General features: G+C 69.2%; 15 protein-coding genes. 7 read left to right on the forward strand and 8 right to left on the reverse strand.

The features are described from left to right. A partial coding sequence (locus tag VFZ09_RS08905) for a transposase domain-containing protein (protein ID WP_329727077.1) occupies positions 1–247 on the forward strand: 247 nt, incomplete at its 5' end. A gap of 251 nt (positions 248–498) precedes the next feature. Here the strand turns inward: VFZ09_RS08905 and VFZ09_RS08910 are convergent. The 4 genes from VFZ09_RS08910 to VFZ09_RS08925 all read right to left on the reverse strand — a co-directional run bounded on the left by VFZ09_RS08910 (position 499) and on the right by VFZ09_RS08925 (position 3,679). After that, entirely contained in the window at positions 499–1,002 is a 504-nt protein-coding gene (locus tag VFZ09_RS08910; RefSeq protein WP_329727078.1) for a gamma-glutamylcyclotransferase, read from the reverse strand. A 40-nt stretch (positions 1,003–1,042) separates the two neighbouring features. Continuing rightward, complete coding sequence (locus VFZ09_RS08915; RefSeq protein WP_329727079.1) at positions 1,043–2,422, reverse strand: L-serine ammonia-lyase; 1,380 nt, start codon at positions 2,420–2,422, stop codon at positions 1,043–1,045. A gap of 179 nt (positions 2,423–2,601) precedes the next feature. After that, entirely contained in the window at positions 2,602–2,910 is a 309-nt protein-coding gene (locus VFZ09_RS08920) for a hypothetical protein (protein WP_329727080.1), read from the reverse strand. A gap of 94 nt (positions 2,911–3,004) precedes the next feature. After that, entirely contained in the window at positions 3,005–3,679 is a 675-nt protein-coding gene (locus tag VFZ09_RS08925; protein ID WP_329727081.1) for a hypothetical protein, read from the reverse strand. Positions 3,680–3,820: 141 nt separating this feature from the next. Here VFZ09_RS08925 and VFZ09_RS08930 point away from each other — a divergent pair, with 141 nt between their 5' ends. Beyond that, positions 3,821–5,134, forward strand: a complete 1,314-nt coding sequence (locus VFZ09_RS08930) for a pectin acetylesterase-family hydrolase (protein ID WP_329727082.1) — start codon at positions 3,821–3,823, stop codon at positions 5,132–5,134. Between the two features lie 68 nt (positions 5,135–5,202). Here VFZ09_RS08930 and VFZ09_RS08935 read toward each other — a convergent pair whose 3' ends face one another. Further along, entirely contained in the window at positions 5,203–5,577 is a 375-nt protein-coding gene (locus VFZ09_RS08935; RefSeq protein WP_329727083.1) for a group 1 truncated hemoglobin, read from the reverse strand. A gap of 65 nt (positions 5,578–5,642) precedes the next feature. Here VFZ09_RS08935 and VFZ09_RS08940 point away from each other — a divergent pair, with 65 nt between their 5' ends. After that, positions 5,643–6,278 carry a hypothetical protein gene (locus VFZ09_RS08940; RefSeq protein ID WP_329727084.1) on the forward strand — a complete coding sequence of 212 codons (636 nt, stop codon included), beginning with the start codon at positions 5,643–5,645 and terminating at the stop codon, positions 6,276–6,278. Positions 6,279–6,333: 55 nt separating this feature from the next. Then, a complete protein-coding gene (locus VFZ09_RS08945) occupies positions 6,334–6,825 on the forward strand; it encodes a VOC family protein (RefSeq protein ID WP_329727085.1) in 492 nt (163 codons plus the stop codon). Here VFZ09_RS08945 and VFZ09_RS08950 read toward each other — a convergent pair. The 3 genes from VFZ09_RS08950 to VFZ09_RS08960 form a co-directional block, all read right to left on the reverse strand. Next, positions 6,813–8,207 (reverse strand): NAD(P)/FAD-dependent oxidoreductase, encoded by a 1,395-nt coding sequence (locus VFZ09_RS08950; protein WP_329727086.1) that lies wholly within the window; start codon positions 8,205–8,207, stop codon positions 6,813–6,815. The two genes, VFZ09_RS08945 and VFZ09_RS08950, sit on opposite strands and share 13 nt — an antisense overlap. A 134-nt stretch (positions 8,208–8,341) precedes the next feature. Then, positions 8,342–9,250, reverse strand: a complete 909-nt coding sequence (locus VFZ09_RS08955; RefSeq protein ID WP_329727087.1) for an AraC family transcriptional regulator — start codon at positions 9,248–9,250, stop codon at positions 8,342–8,344. Positions 9,251–9,340: 90 nt separating this feature from the next. Further along, entirely contained in the window at positions 9,341–10,936 is a 1,596-nt protein-coding gene (locus VFZ09_RS08960; RefSeq protein WP_329727088.1) for a serine hydrolase domain-containing protein, read from the reverse strand. 317 nt (positions 10,937–11,253) lie between these two features. Between VFZ09_RS08960 and VFZ09_RS08965 the strand changes: the two genes are divergently transcribed. The 3 genes from VFZ09_RS08965 (at position 11,254) to VFZ09_RS08975 (ending at position 13,514) form a co-directional block, all read left to right on the forward strand. Beyond that, positions 11,254–12,078: an Ig-like domain-containing protein gene (locus VFZ09_RS08965; protein ID WP_329727089.1), complete on the forward strand. Its 825-nt coding sequence runs from the start codon at positions 11,254–11,256 to the stop codon at positions 12,076–12,078. Between the two features lie 115 nt (positions 12,079–12,193). Beyond that, on the forward strand, positions 12,194–12,844 hold the full coding sequence (locus VFZ09_RS08970; protein WP_329727090.1) for a Wall-associated protein precursor: 651 nt from the start codon (positions 12,194–12,196) through the stop codon (positions 12,842–12,844). 124 nt (positions 12,845–12,968) lie between these two features. Then, positions 12,969–13,514 (forward strand): imm11 family protein, encoded by a 546-nt coding sequence (locus VFZ09_RS08975; RefSeq protein WP_329727091.1) that lies wholly within the window; start codon positions 12,969–12,971, stop codon positions 13,512–13,514. The last annotated feature ends 14 nt before the right edge of the window (positions 13,515–13,528 follow it).

Below are 13,528 nucleotides of genomic sequence, written 5' to 3' on the forward strand. Positions count from 1 at the left end.
GGTGGAGCGCCTCATCAAGCTCATTGTCCTCGGACGCAAGAACTGGCTCTTCCTGGGCAGCGACGCGGCCGGCCACCGCGCCGCCCATGTCTACTCCCTCGTGCTCAGCTGCTACCGGCTGGGCATGGACCCGTGGGCCTATTTTCGCGACGTGCTGCCCAAGCTCGGCGACACCCGCTTCCCCGCCTCCCGCCTCGCGGAGCTCCTCCCCGAGGCGTGGGCCCAGCAGCAGGCTCAGCAGCGATAGGCTTGTCGACGTGCCGTCCATCACGCGGCCACCGTGCCACGCTTCTTGATGGCCTACACCCTGGGCTGGACCGGACCCTTACGCACCGCGCCTCCCGCCCCCCTCTACTCCGACAAGAACCGATTTGGTCCCCCAAGATGCTCCACGCCTCCTCGTTAGGAGTGGGTTCGACTCAAGGCGGCGGGCAAACTCTATTGGAAGCGGCGGGATCGAAGCCGCCGCCGGAGGCTTCCCTCGGGCCGGGCGCTCGCCTACAACAGCCGCACCAACTCCGCCACGTGCTCGTCATGCTCGCCGGCCTGGGTGAGCGCCTCCGCCAGCCTCTGCAGGTAGTCGCGGTTCGAGCCGCTGGGGCCGTGGGCGGAGCGCACCACCTGGGCGATGGTCTCCAGCGTCGCGGGCCCGAGGTAGTGGGGGTTGGCTGGGCCGGCCACGTACACCACGGCCTCCAGGGACGGAGAGTCGCGTATCTCCAGCTGCACCCGGTGCCGCTCGTAGCCGCCCTGTTCCCGGAAATCCAGGTGGGCCAGCACCTCCTCCACGCGCTCGGTGGCGATCCGGTACGCCATACCCCAGCAGCGCGCGCCGGGCTCTGGCACCAGCGTCACCACCCGCCCGGGGGCTTCCGGTACTCCGCGGTGGTCCATCGAGCCCTGCCAGAAACGCCGCGCCCAGCCCCTCAACCACGCCTCACGGCGCTCCTCGTAGGGGAATGAGGGACGGAAGATGAGTGAGCCGTAGCCGAATATCCACATGGTCGGGCGGGGGGGCGGTTTCAGCGCCCCCGGAGGGGTTTCAGCACTCGATGATGTTCACCGCGAGGCCGCCGCGCGCGGTCTCCTTGTACTTGGTCATCATGTCCGCGCCCGTCTGGCGCATCGTCGCGATGACCTTGTCGAGCGACACCTTGTGCTTGCCATCGCCCTGCAGCGCGAGCCGCGCGGCGTTGATGGCCTTGATGGAGCCCATGGCGTTGCGCTCGATGCACGGCACCTGGACGAGCCCGCCGATGGGATCGCACGTGAGCCCCAGGTTGTGCTCCATGCCGATCTCCGCCGCGTTCTCCACCTGCTCCGGCGTGCCGCCCATCACCTCGGTGAGGGCCGCGGCCGCCATGGAGCACGCCACGCCCACTTCACCCTGGCAGCCCACCTCGGCGCCGGAGATGGAGGCGTTGAGCTTGTAGAGCATGCCGATGCCCCCGGCGGTGAGCAGGAAGCGGATGGCGCCCTCGTCATCCGCGCCCGGCACGAAGCGCCGGTAGTAGTGCAGCACCGCGGGGATGATGCCGGCCGCGCCGTTGGTGGGCGCCGTCACCACGCGCCCCTGCGCCGCGTTCTCCTCGTTCACCGCGAGCGCGTAGAGGTTCACCCAGTCCATTGGCAGCAGCGGATCCGCGTTGCCGCGCATGTCGCCCTTGAGCTTGCGGTAGATGGCCGCCGCGCGCCGCTTCACCTTCAGCCCGCCCGGGAGGATGCCCTCGCGCTCGCAGCCGCGCTTCACGCACGCCTGCATCACCTCCCAGATGCGCAGCAGTCCCGCGCGCACCTGCGCCTCCGGCCGCAGCGCCTTCTCGTTCTCCATCATCAGCGTGCTGATGCTCAGCCCGTGCTGGTGGCAGAGCGCGAGCAGCTCCGCGCCCGTCTTGAAGGGGTAGGGGATGCGCGAGTCCTTCACGCCCACGGCGTGCGCCGAGGTGCCGTCGTCGTTGATGACGAAGCCGCCGCCCACCGAATAGTAGATGCGGCTGAAGGGCTCGCTCCGCCCGGCGAGCACCGCGGTGAAGCGCATGCCGTTGGGGTGGCGCGGCAGCGACTGCCGCTTGTGGAAGACGATGTCCTCGGAGGGACGGAACTTCACCGTCTGCTGGCCGAGCAGCTTCAGCTTCGCCGTCTCGGTGATGCCCGAGATGCGCGCGGGCACGGCGTCACAGTCCACCTCCTCGGGGCGCTCGCCCTCCAGGCCGAGCAGCACCGCGATGTCGCTGCCGTGTCCCTTGCCGGTGTGCCCCAGCGAGCCGAACAGCTCCGCCTTCACGGACTCGACGCCGCCGAGCCCTCCCGCTTCCTTCGCGAGACTCTCCACGAACTGCCGCGCCGCACGCATCGGCCCCACCGTGTGCGAGCTCGAGGGCCCGATCCCGATGGTGAACATATCGAAGACACTGAGTGACACGAACCGCCTCCCGCCCGAGGGCAGGCGAACCTATACCGCAAGCGGGTGCCACTTGCCGCGCGGGCCTCTCGTGCGAGGGGCATCCACCCGGCCGTGACAGGGCGTGCATGACGGAATGCATCATCGAGGACACTTCCGCCCTCGATGACGCATGGCGTGATGGCTGGAGTTCCAACGACTCAGTGGCCGGAAGCGGCCGAGGCGGCGAACTCCTCCGGCATGACGGGCATGCGGAAGGGCAGCCGCCAGCGCTCGCGGTTGCCCGGCTGGCTGCTGGCCTTCGCCCGGGTGAGCCCCTTCAGGCCCAGGCCGAGCAGGGACACCATGCCCAGGGCGATGGCGCCCGAGGTGGCGGTGCGCAGCGTCCGGGGCCAGAGGGCGCGCAGGCCGAAGAGGCCCACGGGAATGACGTAGACGGGGACGGCGGCCAGGCCCGCGAGCGCGAGCCAGCGCCGCTTGTCGGATTCGGACAGAGCGGAGAGATCCATGGCTGCCCTACAGGGTGAGGGCGCGCATGGCGGGCGGGAAGGGGTCCCCGCGTGCTGGTTGCATGGCGAGCGACAGAACGGACGGGCCCGCCGCTCAGTTGCCACCACCCCCGCGGCGCCAGGCCTCGCGGCGCTGGTCCTGGGCGCTCTTGCGCGCGAGCGCCTCCTCTATCTGCCGGGGCAGCTCCTCCAGGCGCGTGCGGTGCATCTGGATGCTCAGCGCGTACAGGCCCTGCTCCTGCTCCGGGAGCTGGGGGCCGAACTGCTCGAGCACCGCGCTCGCGAACGCGATGGAGTCCTCCGACAGCTTGCGGCGGTGCTCGTAGTACTGGTGGATCTCCTGCTCGGTGGCCGTGTTCGACTGCACCTTGCCGTAGAGCTCGTTCCAGCGCCGTCCTTCCTCGTCGCGCTTGCGCAGCACCTCCGGGTCCTTCGTGGGCACGCCCATCTCCCAGTAGAGGTTGCCGGGCAGCAGCGCGCGCAGCTTCTCCAGGTCCACCGGATGCCGTGCGGGCGTCTCGCTGGGAGCCGCCTCGGCGACGGGCGCGAGTCCGGCATCGGTCCCCACGGCCGCGACAGCCGCGGGGGCGGTCCGTGGCCCGGGGGCGGGCGGTGGCCGCGCGGGTACCGCGGCGCGTGATTCTTGCCAGGGTGCGTCATCCGTGGACGGGCCCGTGCGGAAGACACCGGCGAGCACCAGCACCAGCAGCACGACTGCCGGGGCCGCGAGCAACCACGGCAGAATCTTCGGTCGACCATTCACAGCCATGACGAAAGAGATACCTCGGGATGCGTGTTTGTCACAATCTCGAAAAGTGGGAAAAGCCTGTTCCGTCTGGAGATACAACTATTTCACGGCTTGTGCTAGTTCTGTGTGTCTCACCACAAACCAACCATGGAAGGAGTTGGGATGAGAAACCATCTCTTGTTGGGTCTTCTCGCGGCCGCGGCCGTGCCGGCGGCCCCCGCCCGGGCCGAGGTCCTCGTCTCTGGCATTGTCGATGTGCTCGTGGACGGAGGCAACAGCTACAGCTGGCAGAAGGTGGAGCTGCCGGGGACGAAGTGTGGCAACGGCTCCCAGTACAAGTTCTTCGTCCATCGCAGTGACACGGGCTCGCAGAACCTGCTGTTCATGTTCGAGGGCGGCGGCGCGTGTTGGGATTACGACACCTGCAGCGGTCGCGCGGGCGTGCTGGGCGCGGCCAATCCCAACGGGCTCACGGACGACTACATGCAGCAGTTCACGGCGAAGTATGTCTCGCCGATCGTGAACGGGGCGGATCCGGGCCTGCCGTTCCGCAGCCGCAAGGACCTGGTGACCAAGGACTGGAACATCGTCTACATGCCGTACTGCACGGGCGACGTGCACGTGGGCAACAACGTCGTCACCTACACGGACCCCACGGGCGCGCAGCCGCCGCTCACCTGGCACCACTCGGGATATACCAACACGCTCGCCGCGGCCAATTACGCCAAGACGCAGTTCCCCAGCGTCAACAAGCTGTTCGTCACGGGCTTCAGCGCTGGCGGCACCGCCACCGCGTCCGCGTATTACTTCGTGCGCCGCGCCGTCAACCCGGCGCGTGGCTATTACCTGAATGACTCGGGCCCCATCTACCTGGCGGCCAACGTCAATGATCGCTCGCGCGCCCTGCACGACAAGATCCGCCAGTCGTGGAACCTGAACTCGGTCTTCGGCCAGCTGCCGGCCTCGTTCGACCAGAACAACATGGGCACCATCAACCGCATGGTGGCCATGGAGTTCCCCAATGATCAGCTCGCCTACACGGCCTATACGCGCGACTACAACTACTCGCGCTTCTCCTACGAGCGCTTCCTGACGCCCAACGACAAGGAGTCGGTGCTGGGCTACTGGAAGGAGGACCAGGACCGTCTGGTCAACGAGCTGAAGCTCTACAACAACTTCAGCTATTTCATCCCGCATGCCCGGCCCATCAATGAGAGCCACTGCACCACGATCATCACCTTCGTGGGCGCGCACGCCTGCCAGCGGATGGAGAAGAAGCGCTGGTATGAGTACGTCTCCGAGCCGTGGCAGAACTGGAAGTGCAACAGCGAGTTCGTGCCGATGGACGTGTTCCTCTCCCGCTTCATCAACGAGAACCAGCGCATCCGCATCTACGAGCCGCCCAACGGCTACAACGATGATGATCCGGGCATGGACATCCTCGCGCCGCTGATCAACGGCGCGCTGGGCGGCTGAGTCCGCTGACTCCGGGCCTGGGTCGGGGATGAGCGGGACGTCCCACCCCCGGAGATATTCATCCGGGCTCAACGGTTCAGGATGTCCTTGCGCAGGCTCTCGGTGAGGGCCTGGGCCCAGTCCCGGAGGGGCTTGCCCACGCCGAGCTCCTCCAGGGTGCCGTCCAGATGGCCGAGCACGGCGTCGAAGTGGATATCGCTCAGTCCCCGCGCCACCAGCCGGGTGTGGGCGCGGCGCATGTCCCGGCCGCTGTACGCGCCGGGGCCCCCGAAGGCCGTGCACAGGAAGGCCCGCTGCATGGACTGCAGCCGGCTCATGTCCATGTTCTCGAAGAAGGGCTTCAGGCGGGGATCCGCCAGCACCTTCTTGTAGAAGATGTTGACGGTCCTGGTGACCATCTCCTCGCCGCCGAGCTGGTCATAGAGACTCTGGGTTGCGTGCATGCTTTCATTCTCCCGGTACCCGATGGGTTGGATGTCTTCGCGGGAGAGTCTAGTACGGAGGGACCATGGCTGAGCGGACCGTGGGCTCGAGGCTGATGGTGTACGACCGCACCTGTGGCGGGCGCTGGGGTCTTCCGGGCCTCACCTTCTCGTGGCGGGTGGGAGGCGTGCTGTACCGCGCGCTCGGCCGCTTGGATGACTGGAAAGGTGTGGCGAGCTGGCCCGAAGCGCTCGACTGGTTGCTCGCCCGTTCACGCGAGCGGCCCATCGCGGAGATCCAGTTCTGGGGCCATGGCAACTGGGGCTGTGTGCTCATCGACCGGGTGCCGATGGATGTCCGGGCGCTCGAGCCGGGCCATCCGTGGCACGCGCGGCTGGCGGAGTTGCGCGAGCGGCTCGTGCCCGGCGGAGACGCGCTCTGGTGGTTCCGCACCTGCGAGACGTTCGGGACGGCCCGGGGGCATGCCTTCGCCAGGGCGTGGACGCGCTTCTTCGGTTGCCGCGCCGCGGGGCACACCTACGTCATCGGGCCCTGGCAGAGCGGGTTGCACTCGCTGCGTCCGGGCGAGGAGCCGCACTGGCCGGTGGAGGAGGGCGTGCCGCCCGAGGTGCGCACGGGGATGCGGCATGCGCTGTGGTCGGGGCCTCGCGTGCCCAACACCATCACGTGTCTGCATGGCCGGGTGCCGCCGGGCTTCTGACATTGGTGCGGCGGGCCCTTGTCCACGGACGTGCCCTCTGCGACGGTGCGCGCCCATGACGACACGACCCTTTCGCATCCTGGGCCTCCAGCAGGTGGCCATTGGCGCGCCCGACAAGGCGCCCCTGCGCAAGCTGTGGGTGGACGTGCTGGGCCTCGAGCCCCATGGCACCTACCGCAGCGAGCGCGAGAACGTCGACGAGGACATCGTCGTGGCCGGAGCCGGGCCCTTCCGCGTGGAGGTGGATTTGATGCAGCCAGTGGACCCGAACGGGAAGCCGCGCGTGCACGACCCCGCGCTCAACCACCTGGGCCTCTGGGTGGATGACCTGCGCGCGGCGGTGACGTGGCTCGAGGGGCAGGGCGTGCGCTTCGCTCCCGGCGGTATCCGCAAGGGCGCGGCCGGCTTCGACGTGACGTTCATCCACCCCAAGGGCAACGAGCAGTTCCCGCTCGGGGGCGAGGGCGTGCTCATCGAACTGGTGCAGGCCCCGCCCGAGGTCATCTCCGCCTTCGACTCCTTCGCGAAGGCCGCTCACAAGCCATAGGCCTCCAGCAGCCGGAGCCACACCTCGCTGACGGAGGGGAAGGACGGCACGGCGTGCCAGAGTCTGTCGAGCGGCACTTCACCGGCCACCGCGATGGTGGCCGCGTGCAGCAGCTCGCCCACGCCGGGGCCCACGAAGGTGGCGCCGAGGATCACGCGCCGCTGCTCGTCCAGCACCAGCTTCACCCCTCCGTCGAAGCCCTGTCCCAGCAGGCTCGTGCCCGCCACCGAGTCCAGGTCCACCTGCACCGTGCGCACCGGCAGGCCACGCTGGCGGGCCTCGGCCTCGGTGAGTCCCACCGCGCCCACCTGCGGGTGCGTGAAGATCACCTGGGGCGTGGCCCGCGCATCCGCCCACGCCTCCTCCTGCCGGCCCAGGATGTTGTCTCCCGCGAGACGCGCCTGGTACTTGCCCATGTGCGTGAGGAGGTTGCGTCCGTTCACGTCTCCGCACGCGTACAGCCAGCCGCCCTCCACGCCCCTGGCTCGGAGCAGATCGTCCACCTCCACCGGCTTGCCCGGCGTCAGCCCCACCGTCTCCAGGCCCACGTCCCGCGTGGCCACGTCCCGGCCCATGGCCACCAGCACCTCGTCCGCGCGCAGCGTCTCGCCGGAGTCGAGCGTGAGCGTCACCTCGCCCTGGCCGCCGGGACGGTGGACGCGTGTCACCTGGGTGCTCGTGCGGACCGTGACGCCGCTCTCGCGCAGGGCCTTCTCCACGAGCCCGGCGGCGAAGGGCTCCAGGCGGGTGAGGATGTGCGCGCTGCGTTGGATGAGCGTCACCTCCTCCGCGCCGAGCGACTTCCATGCCTGGCTCAGCTCCGCGGCCACCACGCCGCCTCCCATCACCACCAGCCGCCGGGGGACGGCCTTGGAGCCAGTGCCCTCGCGGTTCGTCCACGGCTTCGCCTCGCGCAGGCCGGGGATGTCCGGGATGCGCGCACGGCTGCCCGTGGCCAGCACCACCGCGCGGCGTGCCGTCAGCTCGCGTGTCCCTCCATCGCGAGTCGTCACCCGGACCGTCTTCGGGCCCGCGAGCCGGCCGTGCCCTCGCACCACCTCCAGCTTCGCGTCTCGCGCCCACTTCGCCTGGCCCTTGTCGTCGTAGCCGTGGACCATCTTGTCCCGGTAGGCGAGGACCTCGGAGGCATCGAGCGGCTTCTTCGCCGCCTCACGGACACCGGGCGAGTGCCGGGCCAGCCAGTGCACCTCGGGAGGCCGGAGCAGCGCCTTGCTGGGGATGCAGGCCCAATAGGAGCACTCGCCGCCGAGCAGCTCCGTCTCCACGAGGGCCGTCGCCAGTCCTCCCGCGGCGGTCCGCGCCGCCGCGTTCTCCCCGGCCGGGCCTCCGCCGATGACCACCACGTCGAATGCGTCCGCCATATGCCCTCTCCGCGCTTCGAGTCGCCGAAACGAAAGGAGTAGGGGAGCACGGGCGGCGGCACCCTGCTGCGCGGGGTGGAGCATTCATCCGAAAGGTGTCACTCCGGTGGGCGGAGCGCGCGCCTTCCGTTGGCTCATGTACGAGTCGACAGCGTGGCCTGGCGTCTCCACGCGGCGGGCGTGAGGCCGTGGGCACGCCGGAAGAGGCGGATGAAGTGCGTGGCGTCCGCGTAGCCCACGCGCTCGGCGATGATGTCCACCCGCTCGTCCGTGCCCCGGAGCCTCCGCCGGGCCTCGGCCATGCGGTACTCGAGGATCCACTGTCCCACCGTGCGGCCCGTCTCCTTGCGGAGCACGCCGGCCACGTGTGTGGCGGAGCGCTCGACGGCTCGTGCCACCTCCGTGAGGGAGAGCGGCCCGAGCGCGTTCGCCTCGATGAACGTGAGCGCCCGCCGCGCCAGGCTCTGGCCCGCAGGATCCGGTGGGGTCTCGAGCCCCGTGATGCGCTCCAGCTCGATCAGCACCAACCGGAGCAGGGCGCTCACGGCCTCGTCGCGGGAGCGCTCGTCGCCGGTGAACTCGGACTCCATGAGCCGCATCCACCGCTCCAGGCGCTTGCGTTGGGCGGCATTCGGGCGGAGCACCGGGTGGCATCCGCTCCGGATCCGCAGCATGGGTCCCAGCCGGAGTCCCTCGCTGCTGCCCCAGCTCGGGTCTTCGTGGGGAAACGCCTCCGGGTGGAAGGAGATCACCCATCCCTCCGCGTCACCGGCGTGCGGCGCTCCGTGCGGGTCCCCGGGGGGAATGAGGTGGACGTCTCCCGCTCGCAGCACCAGCTGGCCGCTGTGGTGGATGGTCGACTGGCCCCGCGTCACCAGGAAGATGACGGCATACGAATGGGTGAAGGTCCCCGGCCGGGCGGCGCGATTCTGGGCATGGCCGTGGCTGTAGCGCCCCACCCAGACCGGGAGGTGGTGCCGCTTGAAGTCCTCGTGGCTCGGCGAGGGCTTCTTCGTTTCCCGCGGGGTCTTCCTCCTCGTCATGGTTCCCATGGATACGCGCGGGTCCGGCCCGGTATCAGAGCGGATTCTCGTGCGGAATCGGCGGATCTTCCGGTGGCTGGAGCGGGGCGCTCAGTGCCGTGCGGGCTCGATGTTGTTTCCGCTGAAGCGGCGCAGGTCCGCGCGCAGCGCTTCGTTGAAGCGGAAGGGCTCGGGGCACTGCTTCGTTTCGCAGACGGCCAGGTAGTCATTGAAGAAGGCGAGCGGGCCCCGGGCGGAGTAGCTGCGCAGCCGCTCGGGTCCCAGCGCCTCCTCCAGGGTCCGGGCCATGTACGCGCCCACGCGGACGAAGAGCCAGTCCTCGCGCGGCTCATGGGCGGCGAGGATGCGCTCACGCGTGGCCTCTGGCGCCCGCTCGATCGCCGCCCGGTCGAGCATCCGCGTCACCTGCTCGAAGGCCTCCGGGAACTCGCCCTTCCCCGGGAGTGTCCCCGGCCCGTGCGTGGCCCACTGGTGGTACGCGAGCCCGTAGCCGAAGACGCGGCCCAGCGCCTCGTTCACCACCGCGTCCACCGGGCCCTGGCGGTGCGCGCTCAGCCGGGGCCCCTGGTCCTCGAGCAGCAGCTCGATGACGCCGTAGGCGATGCGCTTGAGCGAGGCGGCCTGGCCCTCCACGTTGCTCGCCAGGGCGATGGCCACGTCCTCTCCGGGCAGCAGCAGGAGCAGCGTGGACGTCTCCGGTTGGGCGCCCGAGTGGGCCACCAGGTAGTGGCCCCGGAGCGGCCAGGTCGCGAAGCCCATGCCGTAGTCGGTGAGCCGTCCGTCCCGGGTGCTCATCGGCGTCTGCATCCACCCCGAGCTGGTGCGTGACAGCAGCCGGTAGTCGAGCAGTGCTTCACCGAAGCCGAGCAGATCCTCGATGGACGCGCGGGTGCCGCCACCGGCGAAGCGGCCGGACACGTCGATGACCTTGGAGGCCACCCGCTGCCCGTCCCGAATCCGGTAGCCCGCGGCGTGGTGCTCGTCGCGCGTGCGGCGATCGTCCAGCGCCGCGTGCTCCATGCCGGCGGGGCCGAAGACGTGCTCCTGGAGGTACTCGCCGTAGCTCTGTCCGGACACGGCCTCGATGGCGGCGCCGAGCAGGTTGTAGGCCCAGGTGCTGTAGATGAAGCGGGTGCCGGGCTCGGCCTCCAGCTCGTAGCCCGCCACGAGCGCGAGCGCCCCCGCGGTGTCCACCGGGCCGCTGTCATGGCTGGGGCCGAAGCGGCCGTAGTTCGTCACGCCTCCCAGATGGCCGAGCAGCTGCCGCACCGTCACCGGCCAGCGCTTCTCCGGCCACGCGGGCACGAGGGTGCGGATGTCCGCGTCGAGGTCCATGCGGCCCTGCTCCACGAGCTGCAGCACGGCCACGGCGGTGAATGTTTTCGTGATGGAGGCCATGCGCCAGGTGGTGCGCGGCGTCGCCGGCAGGCCCCGCGCCACGTCCCTCATCCCGTACGTCCCCACCCAACGCTCGGCGCCCCGCAGCACGCCCACGGCGAGGCCCGCGTGCGGCTCCCGGGTGAGCTCCGCGCGCACGAGCGCGTCCAGGGCCCGCTGCACCTCCTCGGGGAAGGGCCGCGTTTCAGCCGGCGCCGCGACATGGGGCCGCTCGCACACGGGCATCCCCGGTGGGACGGCCCCCGCGGTGAGGCCCACCAGGAGCAACGGAAGCCACAGCCCCTTCACCGTGCGTCCCTCCGGGGCTCGGACCTGGCGTGTGTCTCGGCGGCGCTGATGTCGTGCTCCATGGTGCTCGATGCTGGCGCGTTCCACCGTACCCGGATTCGGGCTGTCGCGCGCAGGTGTGGAGAAAAAGGACAACGCCCCAGGTGGGCTGCCCCTTTTCTCCACGGCCTCCGACGCCCTCCAGAGGGCTGTTGGAAATGGAACACGAATTGCTGAGGCGTGACGGGTTTTACCACCCGGGTCCTTGGAACACCAAGTTCCTCGGCTGAATTCGACATCAATCGCTCGCCCGAGGGCGAGTGGGAGGCACATTCAACATGAAGAGGTTTCTGAATCCGCTGATGGCCGCGTCCGTGGTCGTGCTGGCGTCGGCGTGCGCGAAGGTGGAGCGGATCGAGGTGAAGCCGGCCAAGGTGGCGCTGTCCGAGGCGGGCCAGTCCGTGGCGCTGTCGGCGCGGGGCGTGACGGCGGAGGGCAAGCCGGTGGAGAAGGCGGAGCTCGCGTTTGCCTCCACCAACACGAAGGTCGCCACCGTGGACGCCACGGGCAAGGTGACGGCGGTGAAGAGCGGCTCGGCGAACATCACGGTCACCTCGGGTGAGGTGAGCGCCTCGGCCCCGGTGGAGGTGGTGATTCCCTCGGCGATCGTCATCCAGGGCGCGCCCTTCACGCTGACGGGCCTGGGCTCGGAGGCGGTGGTGGAGGCCGAGGTGAAGGATGACGCGGGCCGTCCGGTGAAGGACTCGAAGCTGGAGTACTCGGCGGCGGACGCCAACGTGGTGCAGGTGGAGGGCAACCGGCTGACGGCCAAGGCGGTGGGCACCGCGAAGGTGACGGTGACGTCCGGCAAGCTGACGCAGGAGTTCGAGGTCACCGTGAAGCTGCCCGAGGTGGACGCGGTGGCGTTCGAGACGGTGCCGGCGACGCTGAAGGTGGGCGAGAGCGCGGCGCTGGCGGTGGTGGCCAAGGGCACGGACGGCGCGGCCATCCAGGGCGTGTCCTTCACCTTCACCACCAGCGACGAGAAGGTCGCCACGGTGGACGCGGCCGGGAACGTGAAGGCCGTGAAGGCCGGCGCGGTCACCATCAAGGCCGAGGGTGGCAGCAAGGCCACCGAGACGAAGCTGACGATCAAGAAGTAGTTCCGCGGTACCGGGCTCCGGGGGCGGTCGCACCTGGAGCCCGTGGTATGCTCGGGCTGTGTCCATCCGGAGGAGGACCCTGTGTCAGGTCCACTCCGTTTCGAGGGAGCAGCCCATGGTTGGCACCCACACGACAGGTCGCGTTCTCGTTCTGTGCATGCTGGCCGTGCTCGCGAGCGTCACGGCGGGCTGTTCCGTGGGGGCCCACTCCACTGCGAGCAGCCCCTCCGCCGCGAGCAGCCCCGTCTACCTGGCCCAGGTCACCTGCTGGAACACGATGAGCTGCTGCATCCAGAGATGGCCTCTGAATGCGGCGGAACAATGTGGGGCCAGCGCGGCGGAGATCGCCGAGGTGCTCAATGGCGCCCGAGTGCTCCATGAGATGACCCAGCCGGAGGGGGATCGGCTCGAGGAGGAGACGCAGGCGCCATCGGACGCGGAAGTCGCGGAGGATTCAGGCGAGCCTCCCCACTGTACGGGCCAGAATCACCACATCATCTCCCGGCCCATCTCCGAGGAGCTGGAGCAGCACAAAACGCTTCGCGGGCTCTACACGCCTCGGGATGAGCGCTTCGTGACCAGGGCGAAGGACAGGGAGTCGCACTGCGGTTATCAGCAATGGCACCGCGACGTGGACAGGGAGGTCATCGAGTGGCTCCAAAGATTCCCCAAGGCAACGAGGAAGGAGTTCGAGGATTTCCTGCGTGGCATCTACAGTCGCCCGGAGATGCTCAAGAGGTTCCCCAATGGCTTCCCAGGTAGATGAGTCCCCGCGCTTCTTCATGCTCCAGGATGACATGTGGGGGCCCCATGACACCCAGGTCAGCAAAGTTGATCGTGACAACGTTGGAGACGCCCCCGAATGCCCACGGTGTGGCGGTGCCATCGGTATGCTGGCATGGCTGCCACCCTACCGCGTCAACCTGGAACTGTATGGCCAGGGTCTGGGCGACTTCATCGCGGGGACCGGGTACAGCGTCCTCATCTCCGAGCGCTTCGCGGACGCATTCCGAGCGGAAGGTTTGACGGGACTGCTCGGGTTCAACCCCGTCGAGGTGGTCCGGGTGAAGAGGAAGCGCAAGGGCCCCAAGCCCGGTGCCGTGCCCCGCTACTTCGCCGTCACCGTCTGTTTCAGCCGCGCCGCCGTGGATGATGGACGGAGCCGCGTGCGCCGCCTCGTGCCCGTGACCTGTCCGGAGTGCCGCGATCCCGGCAGGGACTCCATTCACGGCTTCACCCTGGAGCCGGGCACCTGGCAGGGCGAGGACGTCTTCCGCCCCCGGGGTCTCCAGGGCTGCATCCTCGTCTCCGAGCGCTTCGTCGAGTTCGTCAAGCGGCATGGGCTGACGAACATGAAGCTGACTCCCATAGAAGAGTACATCTGGGATCCGCTGCGGCTGGGCCCGCCAGCCGCGCCCCAGGCGGGCCCCACCTGACGCGAGCCCGCGCC

The sequence above is a fragment of the Archangium sp. genome (assembly GCF_036277355.1).
GTDB lineage: Bacteria > Myxococcota > Myxococcia > Myxococcales > Myxococcaceae > Archangium.